15 protein-coding genes are annotated in these 18,625 nt (G+C 73.3%); 10 read left to right on the forward strand and 5 right to left on the reverse strand.

Annotated features, from left to right (window positions below):
* Positions 1–147 precede the first annotated feature (147 nt).
* Together BJ981_RS30350 and BJ981_RS30355 are read left to right on the forward strand one after the other, a co-directional pair.
* Positions 148–663 (forward strand): PH domain-containing protein, encoded by a 516-nt coding sequence (locus BJ981_RS30350; RefSeq protein ID WP_239139280.1) that lies wholly within the window; start codon positions 148–150, stop codon positions 661–663.
* Complete coding sequence (locus BJ981_RS30355; RefSeq protein ID WP_221315413.1) at positions 660–2,198, forward strand: PH domain-containing protein; 1,539 nt, start codon at positions 660–662, stop codon at positions 2,196–2,198. Before BJ981_RS30350 ends, BJ981_RS30355 begins: the two co-directional genes overlap by 4 nt.
* 217 nt (positions 2,199–2,415) lie before the next feature.
* On the opposite strand, the gene sepH is transcribed toward BJ981_RS30355, so the two are convergent.
* Positions 2,416–4,914 carry a septation protein SepH gene (sepH, locus tag BJ981_RS38755; protein WP_239139279.1) on the reverse strand — a complete coding sequence of 833 codons (2,499 nt, stop codon included), beginning with the start codon at positions 4,912–4,914 and terminating at the stop codon, positions 2,416–2,418.
* Between the two features lie 547 nt (positions 4,915–5,461).
* On the opposite strand from sepH, the gene BJ981_RS30365 reads away from it, so the two are divergent.
* Positions 5,462–6,346 carry a hypothetical protein gene (locus tag BJ981_RS30365; RefSeq protein WP_184616842.1) on the forward strand — a complete coding sequence of 295 codons (885 nt, stop codon included), beginning with the start codon at positions 5,462–5,464 and terminating at the stop codon, positions 6,344–6,346.
* 38 nt (positions 6,347–6,384) lie between these two features.
* Here BJ981_RS30365 and BJ981_RS30370 read toward each other — a convergent pair whose 3' ends face one another.
* Together BJ981_RS30370 and BJ981_RS30375 are read right to left on the reverse strand one after the other, a co-directional pair.
* Complete coding sequence (locus BJ981_RS30370; RefSeq protein WP_184616843.1) at positions 6,385–7,665, reverse strand: D-arabinono-1,4-lactone oxidase; 1,281 nt, start codon at positions 7,663–7,665, stop codon at positions 6,385–6,387.
* 69 nt (positions 7,666–7,734) lie between these two features.
* The gene (locus tag BJ981_RS30375; protein WP_221315414.1) at positions 7,735–8,916 is read right to left on the reverse strand and encodes an MFS transporter; all 1,182 of its coding nucleotides are present in this window, start codon (positions 8,914–8,916) and stop codon (positions 7,735–7,737) included.
* Between the two features lie 165 nt (positions 8,917–9,081).
* On the opposite strand from BJ981_RS30375, the gene BJ981_RS30380 reads away from it, so the two are divergent.
* Positions 9,082–10,317 (forward strand): lytic transglycosylase domain-containing protein, encoded by a 1,236-nt coding sequence (locus tag BJ981_RS30380; RefSeq protein ID WP_239139278.1) that lies wholly within the window; start codon positions 9,082–9,084, stop codon positions 10,315–10,317.
* Here BJ981_RS30380 and BJ981_RS30385 read toward each other — a convergent pair.
* Positions 10,308–11,330: a ferrochelatase gene (locus tag BJ981_RS30385; protein WP_184616845.1), complete on the reverse strand. Its 1,023-nt coding sequence runs from the start codon at positions 11,328–11,330 to the stop codon at positions 10,308–10,310. The two genes, BJ981_RS30380 and BJ981_RS30385, sit on opposite strands and share 10 nt — an antisense overlap.
* A gap of 37 nt (positions 11,331–11,367) precedes the next feature.
* Between BJ981_RS30385 and BJ981_RS30390 the strand changes: the two genes are divergently transcribed.
* Together BJ981_RS30390 and BJ981_RS30395 are read left to right on the forward strand one after the other, a co-directional pair.
* A complete protein-coding gene (locus tag BJ981_RS30390; protein WP_184616846.1) occupies positions 11,368–13,383 on the forward strand; it encodes a S9 family peptidase in 2,016 nt (671 codons plus the stop codon).
* Positions 13,380–14,183: an inositol monophosphatase family protein gene (locus BJ981_RS30395; RefSeq protein ID WP_184616847.1), complete on the forward strand. Its 804-nt coding sequence runs from the start codon at positions 13,380–13,382 to the stop codon at positions 14,181–14,183. Before BJ981_RS30390 ends, BJ981_RS30395 begins: the two co-directional genes overlap by 4 nt.
* A gap of 81 nt (positions 14,184–14,264) precedes the next feature.
* On the opposite strand, the gene BJ981_RS30400 is transcribed toward BJ981_RS30395, so the two are convergent.
* Entirely contained in the window at positions 14,265–14,429 is a 165-nt protein-coding gene (locus BJ981_RS30400) for a hypothetical protein (protein WP_184616848.1), read from the reverse strand.
* Between the two features lie 345 nt (positions 14,430–14,774).
* Between BJ981_RS30400 and BJ981_RS30405 the strand changes: the two genes are divergently transcribed.
* The 4 genes from BJ981_RS30405 (at position 14,775) to BJ981_RS30420 (ending at position 18,418) form a co-directional block, all read left to right on the forward strand.
* On the forward strand, positions 14,775–15,428 hold the full coding sequence (locus tag BJ981_RS30405) for a response regulator transcription factor (RefSeq protein WP_184616849.1): 654 nt from the start codon (positions 14,775–14,777) through the stop codon (positions 15,426–15,428).
* Entirely contained in the window at positions 15,425–16,945 is a 1,521-nt protein-coding gene (locus BJ981_RS30410; protein WP_239139277.1) for a sensor histidine kinase, read from the forward strand. The genes BJ981_RS30405 and BJ981_RS30410 overlap by 4 nt, the downstream gene beginning before the upstream one ends.
* A gap of 275 nt (positions 16,946–17,220) precedes the next feature.
* Positions 17,221–17,520, forward strand: coding sequence for a DUF4193 domain-containing protein (locus BJ981_RS30415; RefSeq protein WP_114029376.1), 300 nt, complete (start codon positions 17,221–17,223; stop codon positions 17,518–17,520).
* Between the two features lie 82 nt (positions 17,521–17,602).
* On the forward strand, positions 17,603–18,418 hold the full coding sequence (locus BJ981_RS30420) for a hypothetical protein (RefSeq protein ID WP_372436911.1): 816 nt from the start codon (positions 17,603–17,605) through the stop codon (positions 18,416–18,418).
* The last annotated feature ends 207 nt before the right edge of the window (positions 18,419–18,625 follow it).

Below are 18,625 nucleotides of genomic sequence, written 5' to 3' on the forward strand. Positions count from 1 at the left end.
TCTGAGCCGTGGAGGCTCAAGCCCCGCCCGGGCTGACATATCGCTGACAGGCCCACCCGAAGGTGGTGGACATAGGGGCATTTGGTGGGATGGAGAGCAGGTGATGGAGATGAGGGCGTTCTCCGGCGATCTAGCTAGGCTGTTTCCGTGACAGCTCCCCTGCGCGACCCCGCCCACAGGGTGGCGCGCCGCGCGATCACCCTGTGGCTGCTGGAGGCCCTGGTCGGGTTCGTCCTGCTGGTCGGCCTGTCCTCTCTGGCGGCGGCCTGGATCGGAGGGTCCGGCCGCCGCTTCCTGCCGGACTGGGTGACCGATCACATCTGGTGGGTTCCCGCCGTGCTCGCCATCGTGGAGCTGCCCTTCATCGTCGTCGAGCCGCTGTGGCGCTACGCCGTCCACCGCTGGGAGCTGTCGCAGGACGTCGTGTACGCGCGGTCGGGCTGGTTCAGCAGGAAGTGGGTCTTCGTCCCGGTCAGCCGCATCCAGACGGTGGACAAGGAGCAGGGCTGGTTCGAACGCCTGCTCGGCCTGGCGACCGTCGAGATCCGCACCGCCTCCTACGCGGGGTCGTCCTCCATCGAGGGCCTGGACGCCGGGGTCGCCGCCCGCCTGGCCGAGGATCTGGCCCACCGCGCCCACCAGCTCAGGGACGACGCGACATGACCGCCCCCGAGCCCACCCCTGCGGGCGAGGGTCCCGCGCCGGGCGGTGGCCCGTTGTGGGTGCCGCCGTCGCGGCTCAGCCCGCTGGTGATCCTGATCGACCCCGTACGCATGCTGCCCTCGCTGTTCCTGCCGCTGGCGGGCGTGCTGTTCTTCGGGGGCCTGTCCGGCAACTCCCTCATCTGGGCCTCGCTCGCGATCGTGGGCTCGGTCGCGTACGCCGCCGTGCGCTGGGCCACCTTCACCTACCGGGTGGCCGGGGACAGGCTGGAGCTCACCCGGTCGCTGGTGAGCCGCTCGGTGAAGACCATCCCCCTGGACCGCGTCCGCGGCGTGGACGTCACCACGCCGCCCATGCACCGCCTGTTCGGCCTCTCCGTCGTCCGGATCGACACCGGGGCGAGCGGCGGCGGCAAGCAGGAAGGGGAGCTGGACGGCGTCTCGCTGCCCGAGGCGGAGCGCCTGCGCGAGGTCCTGCTGCGGCGCAGCCGGACGGTACGCGGCGAGGCGGCGGGCGCGCCCGCCGGCGAGGCGCTGGGCACGGTCGCCGCCCCCGAGACGCCGGTGGAGGAGCGGGTCTACCTGCGCGTGCCCTGGCGGTGGCTGCTGTACGGCCCGCTGTCCGGCGCGTTCCTGTTCGCGCCGTTCGTGCTGGCCGGAGGCGCGATCGGCCTGGTCGTCCAGTGGGGCAACGATCTGGGCTTCGGCGACGACCTGCCGATCACGGTGGGGCAGTGGCTGTGGCATCGGCCGTTCCTGCTGGTCGCGATCGGGGTCGTGCTCGTGCTCGCCATGCCGGTGGCCGGGGGCGCCATGTACATGATCTTCAATTGGCACTTCACCCTCCGCCGCCGCGCCGCCTCGCTCGTCGCCGAACGGGGACTGATCACCCGGCGCAGCGTGGCGCTGGAGCACGCGCGGATACGCGGGTACGAGATCGCGGACGGGCTGCTCGAACGCAGGGCCAAGGTGGCGCGGCTCTGGGCCATCGTCACCGGCCTCGGCGACTCGCGCACCCGAGGGCAACTGCTGCCCGTCACGCCCCTGGCGTCCGTGGAGAAGATCGCCGGCGAGGCCGTCGGCCCCTTCACCGCGCCGCTGCGGGGGCATCCGGCGGCGGCGCGGCGCAGGCGGCTGTTCCGGGCCGTCGCGCCGGGCCTGGCGGTGGCCGCCGCGGGCTTCGTCCTCGGCTGGGCGTGGATCGGCCTGCTCGGACTGGTCGCCGCGGCCCTCGGCGTGCTCCTCGGCCTGGACCGCTACCGATCGCTCGGACACGCCTACGACGGCGCCCGGCTGTCGGTCCGCTCGGGGTCGCTGCCCCGGACGCGGGCGGTCGTCGAGCGGCGCGCGGTCGTCGGCTGGACGATCCGCCAGACGTGGTTCCAGCGACGTGCCCGTGTCCTGACGGTGATCGCGGGCGTCGGCGCGGGCAGCGGCGGTTACTCGGCGATCGACACGGGCGAGGCCCAGGGCGTCGCCTTCGCCGCGGAGGTCTCCCCCGAGTGGATCACCCCGTTCCTGGAACGAGGGAGCTGACCCGCACGGGAACGGCCGCCCGCCGGCCGTCCCGCTCGGGCGGCCGTCCCGTTCAGCCGGAGTGTCGCCGCCGGCGCACCACCCGATCGACCAAAGGGCCTCCATCCACGCGATCGAGGCGGCACCTCGGCGCGGCGAGCAGCTCTCCCGACAGCACGTGACCCGGGCCGGTCGTGATGACCGGCCCGGGTCACGGCGTGGACGCGGGCGGGGCGGGTCAGTCCTGGCGGCGGGCGCCGAACATGATCTCGTCCCAGGTGGGGACGGAGGCGCGGCGGCCTCGTCCGCCCTTGCGGACCGGGCGGGCGTTCGGCTTCGGCGCCTGCTGCGGGATGGGAGGCTCCGGCTTCGGCTTGGCCTCGCCCCCCGGAGCGTCCGGCTGCTCGATCTTGTCCGGCTCCGCGGCGGCGGCAGCGGGGCGGTTGGCGATCTCGCCGCTGTTGCGCGCGGCGGGCACGGCGACCGCGGCGTCCTCGGCCTCGGACTTCTTCGCCGCCGCCTTGCGTGCCGGGGTGCCGACAGGAGCGGGACGCGCGACCGGGGCCGCGGGCCGCGCCGCCTTCCCGGGACGGGGCTCCTCGGACGGCGTGTCGCCGCCGGTCCGCCCGGCCGGGCTCCGCGGGATCGGTGGCCTCGGGACGGGACGGCGCGGGGCACGGACCTCCGCCGCCTCATCGGGACCCGGCGTGCCGGGGGAGGGCGTCACGGGACGCTCCGCACGGTCCTGCGCTGCCGCGACCTCGGCCTCTTCCGGCGCGACCGATCCCTTCTGCGCGTCGGAGCGTTCCGGCGTGACGGGAACATCCGCGCTCTCCGGGACGGCACGCTCGGCCTGAGCCGGGGCGGGCTCCTCGGCCTGAGGCGGGGCGGGCCGCTCGGCCTGAGCCGGGGCGGGCCGCTCGGCTTGGGGCGAGGAGGTGGTGTCGTGCGCGTGGTCCGTGGTGGCTTCGGTCCCGCGAGGGTCCGCCTGCACGCTCTCGACCTCGGACACCGTCCGCTCGGACGCGGCGTGCTCGCTCTCGCGAGCCTCGGCGGTGCGCGCGGTCTCGACCTGAGGGGTCGTCCGCTCGGGTGTGGCCTGTTCGGGCGTGGTCGCCTGCGCCGGAGCGGCCGTCCGCTCAGCGGTGACCTGTTCCGGTGTGGCCGTGGTCGCGGGCGCCTCCGAGGACGCGGCGTCGCGGACCTCGACCGGCGCCGGCCGGTCCTGTGCCTCGACCGGCTCGACCGGGACGCGCGTGACCCTGCTCTCCTCGGCCGCCTCGCGTTCGGGGCGCTCCTCACGCTCCTCGCGCTCCTCGGCCGGAGGCGGGTCGGACTGCGTCATGGAAGCGCGGACGGCGCGGGCCACCGCCTCGGGCGTCGCGACGTCTCCCGCCCCGGCGTCTCGGTCCGGGAGGGCGTCCGTGGCGGATGGGGCGACCGGGCGTAGCGGGGTCGGCTGTGCCGGGGGCTCGGCGGCCTCGGACCGGACGCCGACGTGCTCGGCACGCGCGTCGGAACGCTCCTCACCGGCGCCGGCGAACTCCGGGCCGCGAGACGTCTCGACGGCACGAGACTCGACCGGGGCAGGCTCGGCGGCACGGGGCTCGCCGACATGCTGCTCGGCGGGACGGGAAGGCCGGTCGGCATGGGGGAACTCGCCGGCGTCCCTGGAAGCGCGGGGATCGGCGGACGGCCGGTGCCCGGGGGAGGCGTCGTGGTAGGCGGAGGGGGCTTCCCTCACGGTGGACGACGGCTCGTCACGGAAGCGCTCGTCACGGAAGGCCGCGGGCTCGTGCCGGAGCGCGGGGGGCTCTTCCCGGTAGGCGGCGGGCGCCTGGCGGAACGGATGGCCCTGGAAGGACGGCTCGTCGTGGGCGGACGAGGCATCGTGCCGAGACGGTCCGTCGCGGAACGCGGGCCGCTCCTCGCGGAACGCGGGCCGGTCCTCGCGGAGCGGGGGCTCGTCGCGGAAGACGGGCCGCTCTTCGCGTGGAGCGGGATCGTCGCGGAACGTGGGCCGCTCGTCGCGGAAGGGGGCCTCGTCCCGGAACGCGGGCGTCTGTTCGCGCGTGGAATGTCCGGTGGTGGGCACCGGGGCGAGCTTGGCGGCCAGGCGCGGCACGAACGGCGTGACCGTGGCCTCTTCGACCGGCTCGACGTACTCGGTGGCGGACAGCCGCAGCGCCTCGTCGTCGTACGGCGTCACGTGCCGCCGCCTGATGTCGAACAGCCACTCGGCGTTCCGGGTGTGACCGTTCCACACGAAGCCGAGCTTGATGCGCCACAGGCCGTCGTCGCGCTTGCAGGAGTCCCAGTCGATCTCGTCGCTGGGGACGCCGCGGCGGCTCAGCCGTTCGGTGACGAGTTCGCCGAGGGTGGGCCCCGGAGTGGACTCGCCCGGCAGGCGGACGGCGACACGCTGCGCCTGCTGCGCGGTGTACTCCCGTTCCTGCAGGACCGGTCCCTCGAACCAGCGGACACGCTCCACCGGGATACCCGCGGTGGCGGCGATCTCCTCCGCGGTCTCGCCCGCACGGATGCGGGCCTGGATCTCCTTGGGGCGCAACGGACTCTCCACTTCGATCTCGTACTGGCCGAGACGGGAGAAGTTGCCGCGGACCGCCGCGCGGAGCCGTTCGTCGACGGGAAGCGTGAATCGTGTACCCCGTCCGGCCGTAGCCAGAACGAGGTAGGTGCCGTCCTCGCTTACCGCGACGAGTCGGAGCTCCTGCATGCGAGTCCCTTCGTCGTCGTGCTCATCTTCCCCCGGACCCTTGAGTCTCTCGCGAGAGCCCGTCGCCTGCCAGCACCGTACCCGGCATGTCCGAACATCGCCTTGGTCAGAGGCATGGGGTGGTGATGAGAGGCGGGCAAATATGTCGCTTTCACCCTATCCAGCGGCTGCTCCATATGCAGCAAACGGGCTGGGCCTCCTTCCGGGATTCTCGCGAATCGCGGACCCGCGCGCCCTCCAGTTCACCCAAGAGACACCAGAAATGCCGCGAAGGCAAGGGGAACAAGGCGGCCAGGGGGCCGGGTCCTGCGTCGAGGGGGCGGCCCCGGCGGGACGGGGGACGAGCCCACGGATCCAGGAATCCACCTTCTACCGGGCAAAACCCGATCAAATGTTCAATTCCCCGCATCACGGATAGAAGCGATGTGGCGGGCTCCACAGGCGTGGGATCCGCCCGCGCGCCCCGGACGGGGAGGCGCCCACGGCACGCGAACGCACGAGCACGTCGTCAGGAGCGAGGGCCGATCCATGCGCGGCGAGGAGACGGATGGCTGACAAGAACCGGCTCGATCTCAGCGCCCCGCAGGTCGTGGGCAGCGCTCTGGCGGCGGCGACGGCGGCCGTGGCGGCGTCGTCCCTCGGAGTGGCGGGGACGGTGGCGGGGGCGGCCCTGGCCAGCGCGGCCACCACGGCCGGCAACGCGATCTACACCCACTACCTGCACCGCACCAGGGACCGCCTCAAGGAGGCCCACAGCCTGATCACCGGCGCGCGGGCGGCGGCGGAGGACCACGCCCACGAGGACGCCTCGCTCGCCAGGCCCGGCGAGGAGGGCCTCGCCACGGCCGTCCACGCCACCGTGCGCGACCACGGTCCCGCCGACCTGCCGCTCGACGACGCCGCGCCCCCGGTCGGCGCGGACCAGGCGCCCCCCTTGCGCGCGGAGGGCCCGCGCGTGCCGCTCTGGGCGACGGCGGCCGTGGCGGCGGTGGCGACCTTCGCGCTGAGCATGGGCGGCATCCTGGCGTTCGAGCTGGTCAGCGGCAAGCCGATGAGCGCGACCGTCCAGGGCAGGGGCGGCTCGGGGACCAGCTTCGGCGGACGGGTCTCCGAGCCCACGCACCCCGCCGTGGTCCCCTCCGGGACGAAAGAGCGGGACGCCCGCACGGCCCCGGACCGCGAGGCGCCGGCCAGGACCGCGGAGCCCGGCGGCTCCGCCCCCGCCACGACCGCGCCCGCGGCCCCGTCGGAGCGACCCCCGGCCTCCTCCGCGCCGTCGGCGCCGCCCGCGGACGGCACCGGTGAGGAGCCGCCGCGCGGCGCGGACACCGGCGACGGGAACGGTACGGACGGCGCTCCGGGCGACCAGGGCGGCACGACCGGTGAGGCGCCACGGGAGGTCACCGGAGAAGGCGCCCCCTCCGAAGGCTGACGGGGCGCGACGTCACGAGGCGGGACGAGGAAGGCACCTCAGCCGAGCACCTGGTCCAGGTAGTCGTTGGAGAAGAGACGGTCCGGGTCGAGCGAGTCGCGCAGGGCCACGAAGTCGCCGAACCGCGGGTACACGCCCGACAGGTACGCGGCGTCGCGCGTGTGGAGCTTGCCCCAGTGCGGGCGCCCGTCCAGGCGCACCATGATCTGCTCGACGGCCTCGAAGTAGGCGGGGTTCGGCGTGGGCCGGTAGACGTGGCAGGCGATGTAGGCCGACTCCCTGCCGTAGGCGGTGGACAGCCAGGCGTCGCTGGGCGGGGTGACCCGCACCTCGACGGGGAAGGTGATCCGCCAGTCGCTCAGCTCGATCAGGTCGCGCAGTTCGCGCAACGCCTGCCCGAGACAGGCCCGCGGCACGGCGTACTCCATCTCCAGGAAGCGCACGTCGCGCACGCTGGTGAACACCTTGTAGGCCGTGTCGGTGTGCTCGGAGGCGCCGAGCGCGCCCGCCGATACGCCGTTGAGCCGGGGCACGGCGGCGGGGAAGCGGGCGCCGACGGCGCACAGCGCGCCGAACAGGGTGTTCTCCAGGAACACCTCGTCCAGCCAGCGCCGCAGCGTCCCGGGCGGCGCGGCGGGGCCGGGGGAGCGGTTGTTGCGCTTCACCAGGCAGGTGTCGGTGTGCGGCAGCCAGAAGAAGTCCAGGTGCTCGTCCGCGGCGACGACCTCGTCCAGGGACGCCAGGATGCGGCTGAACGCCATGGGCGTGCGGACGCTGCGCAGCAGGAACGACGGCTCCACCCGGAAGGTGACGGCCGTGAGGACGCCGAGCGCGCCGAGGCCGACCCGTGCCGCGTCGAACAGGTCGCCCTCGGAGACGGTGGTGATCGACCCGTCGGCCAGCACCATCTCCAGTTCGGTCACCTGGTCGGCGAGGCCGCCGACGTCCCTGCCGGTGCCGTGGGTGCCGGTCTGGATGGCGCCGGCGACGGTCTGCTCGGTGATGTCGCCCATGTTGGCCAGGGCGAGCCCGCGCCGGTCGAGTTCCTCGTTGAGGACGCGCAGCGGGGTGCCGGCGGCGACCCGGACCCGGCCCTCACCGGCGGACAGCACGCCGGTGAGGGCGTGGGGGCGCAGGAGGATGCCGTCGGTGAGCGCGACCCCGGTGAAGGAGTGACCCGTGCCGGTCATGCGCACCCGTGTCCCGCGCGCGGCGGCGTCCCGTACGGCGTCGGCCACCTCCCGCGCGGAGGAGGGCACGCGTACCTCGGCAGGTTCGACGGCCTGGTTGCCGGCCCAGTTTCGGAAGACCGCTTTCATGCTGGAGCACGATAACCACGAACGCGCTGACAGACCAGATACATGAGCCGGGCTCATCATGATCCGGTGTCAGCACGTGCTGGGGGCCTCCGAGGGTCCGGTCTCGGGGGTGCGCAGCAGCGTGCCGCCCCCGACGCCGACCGCCAGGGCCAGCAGCGCGCACCCGTACGAGAAGACGTAGGCGTTGGACGGCCCGAACGCGTCGGTCATCCGCCCGCCGGCCCAGGCGCCGATGGCGACGCCGAGCCCGACCGCGGTGGAGATCCAGGACATGCCCTCGGTCAGCAGGTGGCCGGGGACCAGGCGCTCGACCAGCGCGTAGCCCGTGATGATGATCGGCGAGATCGCGAACCCGGAGACGAACGCGACCAGCGCCATGCTCCAGAGGCCGGAGACCAGCAGGATGGGGGCCATCCCGACGGCGAAGATGATCAGGCCGCGCGTGAACCGCCGGCCCAGCGAGATCTTCCAGGCGCGTGAGCCGAACCACAGGCCCGAGATCATGCTGCCGCCCGCGAACGACGCGAGCAGCAGGCCGGAGGCCGCCTTCGCGCCGTGCTCCTCGGCGAAGGCCACGGTGATCAGGTCGATCGAGCCGAACACCGCGCCCATCGCGAGGAACACGCAGGACAGCAGCGCCACCCCCGGGATCATGATCGGGCTGCCGCCGTGCTCGGTGACCGGACGCACCGGCGGCTCGGTGCCGCGCTGCAGGGAGAAGGCGACGGTCCCCGCGACCGTGCAGACCAGCGTGAGGATGAGCCCCGCGTACGGGTTGACCATGGTGGCGAGGCCGGTGACGAGCGCGGGCCCGGCCACGAAGATCATCTCATCGGCCACGGACTCGAACGAGAACGCCGTGTGCAGCATCGCCGAGCGGCCGAGCAGGTGGGACCAGCGGGCCCGGACCATCGAGCCGAGCGACGTCGCGGTGCCGCCGACGACGACGCCCGAGGCGAACAGCGTCCACTGCGGGGCGTCGTACTCGGCGAAGAGCATCATCGACGCCAGCGCGGCGCCGTGCGTCAGGACGAACGGGATGAGTACTCTGGCCTGGCCGAACCTGTCCACCAGGCGGCCCGAGAGCGGCGCCGCGATCGCGTAGGCGACGGAGACGGTCGCCGAGATCGCCCCGGCGGTCGCGTAGGAGCCGGTGAGCGCCGAGATGAGCAGCACGATGCCGATGCCGAGCATCGACATCGGCATCCGCCCGACGAACCCGGCGATGACGAACCCCTTGGCCCCGGGCATGCTGAACAGCCCACGATACGGCCCGACCACGACCCCGCCCCTTTCGCGCGCCCCCGGCGCACGTCGATACGAACCCGCCAAACCCTCGCGTACGGGACGCCGAGGCGGCAAGTGAATTTCGGGCAACCTACACGAATCCGGATTCCCACGGTTAACGTGGGTCGAGTGTCGCAACCTTCTCGGCCGATGCCGGTGGGCGCCGCCGTGGCCGGGCTCGCGCTGCTGATCGTCCTCGGTGTGACGGCCGCCGCAGCACTGCTGATCAGCCGGGACGCCGCCCATGACGGGGCCGCGGAGCGGACCGGGGCCGCGCGTACCGCGTTCGGCGACGTCCGCGACCTCACCGCCCCGGTCTCGCCCTTCCCCGCGCTGCCCGCCGGTCCCTCGTCCCCGGCCCGCGTCGTGCCCTCGTCCCTCACCGGCTCGGCCGTGCGGCTCACCCCGCCCCACCTGATCGCCATCGTGCGCCGCGCCCTCACGCCCGCGGCCCTGGACGGGATCTCCGCGCTGCGCGACGTCAGGAAGGTGGCCGTGGCCGACGCCGGGGCCATCCGCTTCTCCACCGCCACGCTGAACCTGCTCGCCGTGGACCCGGCGGAGTTCCGTGGCTGGGCCCCCAAGTCCGTCGCCAAGGAACCCGAGGTCTGGAACGCCCTCGCGCGCGGCGAGTTCGTGGCCGACTCCAAGATCGCCGCGTCCTATCTGCTGAAGCTCGGCGGCGAGTACGAGACCGGCGGCGGGTCGCGGCTCCGGGTCGCCGCCGCGGCGCCGCTCGGCCTGCCCGGCGTGGACGGCCTCGTCGGCAAGGAGACCGGCCGGGCGCTCGGCCTGCTCCCCGGCGTCGCGGTGCTGGTGCACACCGCGGCGGGCAAGGAGTCCGCCGTCGTCCCGCGGGTCAGGAAGCTGCTGGGCGCGGGGGCCCAGGTGGTGCCGGTCGGCCGCGCGGGGGCGCGCCTGCCCGCCTCCGCCGCGCCGTCCCCGCCGCTGGTGGCCGCCGGTGGCTCCTACCGGGTCGGGCGGCCGAGCAGCTACCTGGAGCTCTACAAGCTCGCCGCCGTCCGGGTCTGCCCCGGCCTGTCATGGACGGTCCTCGCCGCGATCGGCCAGGTCGAGAGCGGTCACGGGCGTAACAACGGCCCGTCGTCGGCGGGCGCGCTCGGGCCCATGCAGTTCATGCCCGCGACGTGGAAGGCGTACGGCGTGGACGGCGACGGGGACGGCACGCCGGACATCTGGAGCCCCTACGACGCGGTGCCGTCCGCCGCGCGCTACCTGTGCGCCAACGGCGCGGCCCAGGGCGGCGCCAAGCTGCGCTCGGCGGTGTACCGCTACAACCACTCGTGGGCCTACGTCGACAAGGTGCTGGGCATCGCCGACGGCTACGCCCGCGCCTACTCCTGAACGGCCTGAGCGGACTGCGCGGCCTGAGCCGCCTGCGTGGAACCGGCGGGCTCGGGACGGCCGGGACGCCGCGGCGCGGGGCAGCACGACGCCCCGCAGGCCGCGGGCTCCGGCTCCGCCAGCAGTTCGGCCACCATGGACACGAACCGCGGGTGGGTGCCCGCCGTCGCCGCCCGCGTCATGGGCAGCCCCAGCTCGCGCGCCTTGGCCGCGGCCTCGGTGTCCAGGTCGTACACGACCTCCATGTGGTCGGAGACGAAGCCGATCGGCACCAGCACCACCGCCGGGGCGCCGGCGGCGGCGAGCGCCTCCAGGTGGTCGCAGACGTCGGGCTCCAGCCACGGCACCTGCGGCGGCCCGCTGCGGCTCTGCCACACCAGGTCCCACGGCCGGTCGCCCGCGACCAGCGACGCGGTGGCGCGGAGCTGGGCCTCGTACGCCCCTCCGGACGGCCCCGAGGACGCGGCCATCGAGACCGGGATGCTGTGCGCGGTGAACACCAGGCGGGCGTCCGCGCGCAGCTCCGGGGGGAGCCGGTCCAGGGCCTCGCGCGTGTGGTCGGTCATGGCGGCGACGAAGCCGGGGTGGTCGAAGTAGTGGCGCAGCCGGACCACCTCCGGCGCGCCCGGCACCTCGGCGCGGGCCCGCGCGATGTCGTCCAGGTACTGGCGGCAACTGGAGTAGGAGCTGTAGGCCGCGGTGATGAACGCCGCCGCGCGCCGCACGCCGTCGGCGGCCATCTCGCGCATGGTGTCGGCCAGGAAGGGGTGCCAGTTGCGGTTGCCCCAGTAGATCGGCAGGTCGACGTGCGGCCGCAGGGCCTCGATCAGGTCGCGGCACTGCCCGTTGATGGGGCTGACGCCGCCGAAGCCCTGGTAGTGCGCCTCGACCTCCAGCAGCCGCTCGCGCGGCACCCCGCGGCCCCTGACGACGTTCTCCAGGAACGGCATGACGTCCTCGGGCTTCTCCGGACCGCCGAAGGAGACGACAAGCAGCGCGTCGTAACGTCCCATGGGACCATCCAACCGCATGTCCCGGGGTGCGGGTGCTATGGGACCGGCAGGCCATGAGGGTAGGTTCGGAAAAGTGAGCCTCTTTAAGGACATTCGCGAATATGTCGGTGTGCCGCGCGTGTTGTCGCTGCGGCTCTCTCCTGACGGATCCCGCCTGGTCTCCGTCGTCCAGGCGCTCGCCCCCGACGGCAGGTCGTACGGGACCTCGATCTGGGCGGTGCCCGTCGAGCCGGGCGGCGAGGCGTACCGGCTCACCCGTTCGGCCAAGGGCGAGACCGGCGCGGAGTTCACCGCCGACGGCGACGTGCTGTTCGTCTCGCGGCGCCCCGACCCCACGGCCGAGGACGAGCCCGAGGACGGGGCCGCCGCGCTGTGGCTGCTGCCCGCCGCGGGTGGCGAGGCGAGGAAGGTCGCCGGGCGTCCCGGAGGCGTCACGGGCGTGCGGTCCGGCGGCGGCACCGTGGTGTTCGGCGCCGACGTGCTGGACGGCGACGCCGCCACGGAGGGCGACCGGCGCAGGACCCGCAAGGAGGGCGGCGTCAGCGCGATCCTCCACGAGGGGTACCCGGTCCGCTTCTGGGACCAGGACCTCGGCCCGGGCCGCACGCGCCTGTTCGCCGCCCGCCTGCCCGGCCTCGCCGAGCCGCGCGACCTCACCCCCGACCCCGGCGGCGCGCTGCTGGAGGCGTCCTTCGCGGTGACGCCCGACGGCGGCGAGGTCGTCACCACCTGGCGCGTCGCCCTGCCGGCCGGCCGGTCCCGCTCGGAGCTGGTCGCCGTCTCCACGTCGACCGGCGAGCGGCGCGTGCTGGTCGCCGGCGACGACACCGACTTCACCGGCCCGGTCGCGGTCTCGCCCGACGGCCGGCACGTGGCGTTCGTCCGCGAGAGCCACGGCACCGAGGAGCGCGCCCCCGAGTTCTCGCTGCTGATCGCGGTCCTCGCCACCGGCGAGGTGGTCGCGCGCGCCGACGACCTGATCCCCGCCGGACTCGCCTGGGCCGCCGACTCCTCCGCGGTGTTCGCGGCGGGCGACCACCACGGCCGCCGCCCGATCTTCCGGGTGCGCCTGCAGGGCGAGGCGGAGCGGCTGACGGCCGGCGACGACTCCTACCAGGAACTGTCCGCCTCACCCGACGGCCGCTACCTGTACGCCCTGCGCAGCTCGCTCGGCCGCCCCCCGGCCCCGGTGCGGGTCACCCTGGACGGGGGAGAGGTCGCCGAGCTGGCCTCGCCCGCCCCCGCCCTGGAGATCCCCGGCACCCTCACCGAGGTGACCGCCGTCGCCGACGACGGCGCCGAGATCCGGGGCTGGCTCGCCCTCCCGGCGGGCGCGTCGGAGCACGACCCCGCGCCCCTGCTGCTGTGGATCCACGGCGGGCCGATCGCCAGCTGGAGCGACTGGATGTGGCGCTGGAACCCGTGGATCATGGCCGAGCACGGGTACGCGGTGCTGATGCCCGACCCCTGCATGTCCACCGGCTACGGCCAGGAGATGATCCAGCGGGGCTGGGGCGACTGGGGGCCGCGCACCCACGCCGACCTGATGGCGATCACCGACGCCTGCGTCGCGCGCCCGGACGTCGACGCGGGCCGCACCGCCGTCATGGGCGGCTCGTTCGGCGGCTACATGGCCAACTGGGTCGCCGGGCACACCGGCAGGTTCAAGGCGGTCGTCACGCACGCGTCCCTGTGGAACCTCGACCAGTTCGCGGGCACCACCGACTGGTCGATGTACTGGCAGCGCGAGTTCGGCGAGCCCGGGTCCGAGCGGTACCACAGGCTCTCGCCGCACAACTCCCTGTCCGAGATCACGAGCCCGATGCTGGTGATCCACGGCGACAAGGACTACCGCGTCCCGATCGGCGAGGCCCTGCGGCTGTGGTGGGACCTGCGCAGGTCGTCGGTGGAGTCGAAGTTCCTGTACTTCCCCGACGAGAACCACTGGATCCTCAAGCCCGGCAACATCGTCGCCTGGTACGAGACGGTCCTCGCCTTCCTCGCCCAGCACGTGCTCGGCGAGGAGTGGAAGCGTCCGGAGTCGCTCGGATGACCGGCTTCCTCGACCTGGCGGCCGGCATCGCCCGCGAGGCGGGGGAGATGCTGCTCGCCAAGCGGCCGGCGCGTCCCGAGGCGGTGAGCACCAAGTCCAGCGCGACCGACGTGGTCACCGCCCTGGACCGCGCCTCCGAGGATCTGATCAGGGCGCGGATCCGGGCGGCCAGGCCCGGCGACGCCGTCCTCGGCGAGGAGGGCGGCGAGAGCGCGGGGGAGGGCCGGGTGCGCTGGGTCGTCGACCCCATCGACGGCACGGTCAACTTCATGTACGGCCTGCCGGACTGGTGCGTCAGCATCGCGGTCGAGGTGGACGGCGAGATCGTCGCGGGCGTGGTCAACGTCGTGCCGCGCGGCGAGCTGTACGCGGCCGAGAAGGGCGGCGGGGCCGAGCTGCTGCGCGAGGGCCTGCCCGCCGAGCGGCTGCGCTGCAACACCGGCGTCCCGCTCTCCCGGGCGCTGATCGCCACCGGCTTCGGCTACCGCCCCGAGCGGCGCGCCGTCCAGGCCGAGGTGCTGGCCCACGTGCTCCCGCGGGTGCGCGACATCCGCAGGGGCGGGTCCTGCGCCGCCGACCTGTGCGCGGTGGCGTCGGGACGCGTGGACGGCTACTACGAGCGCGGCCCCGAGTACTGGGACTACGCGGCGGGCGGCCTGATCGCCGCCGAGGCCGGCGCCAGGATCGGCGGGCTCGACGGCCGTCCCTGCAACCCGGGCCTCACCCTGTGCGCCGCGCCCGGGCTCTTCGAGGAGCTCCACGACCTGCTCGCGCCCCTGGACCCCGAGCGCGACACGTAGAGCGGGGCTTTCGGTCCATGGACGCGACGAGGGCCCGCCCATGACATGGGCGGGCCCTCGGCTGGTCTGGTCGGAGAGAAGTCAGGGTTCGATCGAGACGCCGTTGTCCACGGCGATCCGCCTCAGATCTTCTATCTCGGCGGTGAGAGTGTCGGCGAGGAAGTCGTCGCCACTCGTGCGCGCCTCCTGAAGACCCTTGTAGGCCTGGTCGAGCCGGTGTTCGATCGTGGAGCTGAACTCGCCCATCTCACCTTCTTTCTACGAGGGGGGCGAAAGAGTGGTCGGCCCTTCCGGAGGCATGGGAGACAACCGATCTTCCCCGGCCTTCCCGTTGGGTCTTGGGATCTACCCACTGCGCTGTTGTGCTTAAACCAGGAATGTCGGATGTCCGTCATGTGCTTTACGTCACCGCCGTTGGCATGGTCGGCGCACGGTCGGCGCGTGCTTACCATGCGCTTAAGCCTGATGTGGCGACAATGAACCTTGCGGGTTCCGGCCCGTACCGCCGCGTGACGCGCGGCGCGGGACGGACGCCGTGACCGGCCGGCAGGGGCCGGCCGCGGGCGGGACTATCAGGAGGTGCCAGGAGCCGTGCGCGTGCTTGTGGTGGAGGACGAGCGGGTGCTCGCGGACGCGATCGCGACCGGGCTGCGGCGCGAGGCGATGGCCGTGGACGTCGCCTACGACGGCGCCGGGGCCCTGGAGCGCACGTCGTACATCGACTACGACGTGGTCGTGCTGGACCGCGACCTGCCGAAGGTCCACGGGGACGAGGTCTGCCGCAGGCTCGTGGCCGAACGCACCGCGACCCGCATCCTCATGCTCACCGCCTCCGGTGAGGTCGACGACAAGGTGGAGGGCCTGGAGCTCGGCGCGGACGACTACCTCGCCAAGCCCTTCGCGTTCATGGAGCTCGTGGCGCGCGTGCGGGCGCTCGGCCGGCGCTCGGCCCCCGCGCTGCCGCCGGTCCTGGAGCGGGCCGGGGTGCGCCTGGACCCGGGCAAGCGGCTCGTCACCCGCGACGGCCACGAGATCGCGCTCACCAAGAAGGAGTTCGCGGTCCTGGAGGAGCTGATGCGCGCCGAGGGCGCCGTCGTCAGCCAGGAGGACCTGCTGGACAAGGCGTGGGACGAGAACATCGACCCGTTCACCAACGTGGTCAGGGTCACGATGATGACCTTGCGCAAGAAGCTGGGCGAGCCGGCGGTGATCGAGACCGTGCCGGGAGTGGGATACAAGCTGTGACCGAGGAACGCGAGCGGAACCGGGTCACCGGCCCCGGACGCCCGACCTTCTCGTCGCCCCAGCCGCTGATCGCCCCCCCGGGGGGCGCGGCGCCCGGCGACGCCGCCTCAGCGCAGGGGCAGGGCTACAGCGCCGCGCACGCCCCGGTCTCGCCGCCGCTTGGCCCCTCCGCGACCGGCCCGGATGACGTGCCGGACGGCGCGCCCGCGCCGCGGCCCCCGGGGTTCCGCAGCGAGCAGCCGACCCTTCCGAGCGCCCGCGCCGCGCACCGCCCCAAGTCCCCTCCGCCGCCGCCGAGCGGGGCCCCCGCCTGGGACGGCCCGCCTCCGTTCGCCCCGCGGCCGGTCGCCCAGGACTGGATCACCCGGGCGCGCATGCTGCCCGGGCGCATGAGCATCCGGGTACGGCTGACCCTCACCTACGGCGGCCTGTTCTTCGTGGCCGGGGCCCTGCTGCTCTTCGTCATCTACTCCTTCGTCGCGCGCGCCATCTACGACTCCTGGCCCGAGTTCCCCGTCCCCCTCTCGGAGGACGCGCCGGCGGGCTGGGTCGCCAGCATCCAGAACAGCTGGGCCGCGATGCGCAGTCAGACCATCGCCGCCGCGCAGCACCAGATCCTGATCCGGTCGCTGCTGGCCTTGGCGGGGGTCGGCATCCTGGCCCTGATCCTCGGGTACTTCGTGGCCGACCGGGCGCTGCGGCCGATCCAGAAGATGACCTCCACGGCACGCAAGCTCTCGGAGACCTCCCTCGCCCACGAGCGCATCGACCTGGAGGGCCCGAACGACGAGATCAAGGAGCTCGCCGACACCTTCGACGCCATGCTCACCCGGCTCGGCCGCGCGTTCGACGCCCAGCGCAGGTTCGTGGACAACGCCTCCCACGAACTGCGCACGCCGCTGGCGATCAACAGGACCGTGCTGGAGGTCGCGCTCGGCGACCCGCACGCCTCGGAGGACCTCAAGGTGCTCGGCCGCACGCTGCTCGGCACCAACGCCAGGAACGAGCACCTCATCGAGGGGTTGCTGCTGCTCGCCCGTAGCGAACGCGAGCTGGCCGTGCGCAAACCGGTCGATCTCCTGGAGGTCGGGCGCACGGTGACCGAACAGCACGCGGCCATGGCCGAGGAGGCGGGCGTCACCGTGCACACCGACCTGCGTCCCGCCCTTACGATGGGCGATCCGGTACTGGTGGAGCGCCTGGTCGCCAACCTCGTCGAGAACGCCGTCAAGTACAACATCCCCTCATCGGGACAACTGTGGCTCCGCACGGGAATGGTGGACGGGGCTCCGGTTGTTCAGGTGGCCAACACCGGGCAGCATGTGCCGGCGTACGAGGTGGACGACCTGTTCGAGCCGTTCCGGCGGCTCAACTCCGACCGCGTGGAATCGGCGCGCGGCGCGGGGCTCGGGCTGTCCATCGTCCGTGCGGTGGTCCGCGCCCACCAGGGCATCGTCTCGGCGGTGCCCAGGGAAGGCGGGGGGCTGGTGGTGACGGTGCGACTTCCGGCGGCCTGATACGGCGGGGGTCGTCTCGTTCGCGCCAGACATGTGGTTGGATGTGCCGTCGAACACGATGGGTCCTGTCGCCAATGCTTAGGTTTTCGCCATATTTGGCTAACTCGATGGCGAAGGCGGCAAGGCACTCACGTGTGGGGAGGTTCGCCGACCGTGCCGACGGGGTACCGATTGCAAAATTCCCCGAGAGATACGGGCACAAGACGGACCGCCCAGACGTTACAGACGCGCGACGCGTGACGCGCACTCAATAGATGAGGGGGATGAATACGCAAATGGCCACCGATTACGACAGCCCACGCAAGACCGACGATGACCTGAGTGAGGACAGCCTTCAGGAGCTACAGGCGCGGCGGACCGACAAGTCGTCCGGCAGCATCGACATCGACGAGACCGATCTCGCCGAGTCGCTGGAGCTGCCCGGCGCCGACCTGTCGAACGAGGAGCTCTCGCTGCGGGTGATCCCGCGCCAGGCGGACGAGTTCACCTGCTCGCGATGCTTCCTCGTGCATCACCGCAGCCAGCTTGCCTCCGACAAGGGTGGGCAGCAGATCTGCCGAGAATGCGCCGCCTGACACTCAGGGAGGGTCCGTGACCTCTGGAGCGGATCGATCATCGCAGGACCGGCCCGGCCGGGACCAGGATGAGCCGGACGACGTGGCGGGTCCGCGTCACACCGACATCCCGGACGTCGAGGGCGCCGGGGACACCCCGGGCAGCGGGCTGACCCGGTACGGCGAGGCCGATACCGAGGTCGCCGAGCTGGTCGGGAAGCTTTCCGGCGCCGACGACATGGACGGGGCCGAGCGGCGGCGGCTGCTCGGCCGTCTCAGCATGTCGCTGGTCGCGGCGGCACGGCGGGCGCGGGTGACGGGCGCGGGGCGCGGCCGATGGCTGGCCGACCTCTTCGCGTCCATAGTGCCGCGTCTTCCCATCCGTGACCTCGCGACACTCCAGGAACACCACTACGGTCTCACCGGCGAGGCCCTCGCCGACGACCTGGTGCGCACGGCCGTCAAGGCCACCACCGCCGTCGGAGCGGTCGGCGGCGCCCTCGCGGCCGCCCAGTTCGCCGCCCCGCCGCTGCTGCTCTCCGCCCCCGCCCAGCTCGTCGCCGAGACCCTCGTGGTCGCCGCGATCGAGGTCAAGCTGATCGCCGAGCTGCACGAGGTGTACGGCGTGCAGGTCCCCGGTGCGGGCCCCCAGCGCGCGATCGCCTTCACCGTGGCGTGGACCAGGCAACGCGGCGTCGACCCGATGTCCCCCGCGACGGTCACGCTCGCCCTCGGCACCGCGGCCAAGGCGTCGCTGCGCAACCGCCTCCTTCGCACCCTCGGCCGCCATCTGACCACCCTGGGCCCGTTCCTGACCGGCGCCGTCGCCGGAGGCGCGCTCAACCGGATGGCCACCAAGCGGCTCTCCGAGGCCGTCAGGACCGATCTGCGCCGCCAGCGGGCCCTGCCTCCCGCCTGACCTGGCCCCGCGCGTTCCCCGCGTCCCCCGCGGTTCTTCCCCTCGCCCCACCCCACCTCGCGCGTCGCGGACGGCACCCCTTAACGGTCGCGCACCGCGTTGCGGTTTATGGGCCCATAACCCGATAAATGCCACTTATGTCGGGTACGTGCATACTCCTGCGCCCGAGGCCGTGTACGGAGGGCTGCGACCGGTTTCGTAAGGTAG

The sequence above is a fragment of the Sphaerisporangium krabiense genome, from assembly GCF_014200435.1.
GTDB lineage: Bacteria > Actinomycetota > Actinomycetes > Streptosporangiales > Streptosporangiaceae > Sphaerisporangium > Sphaerisporangium krabiense.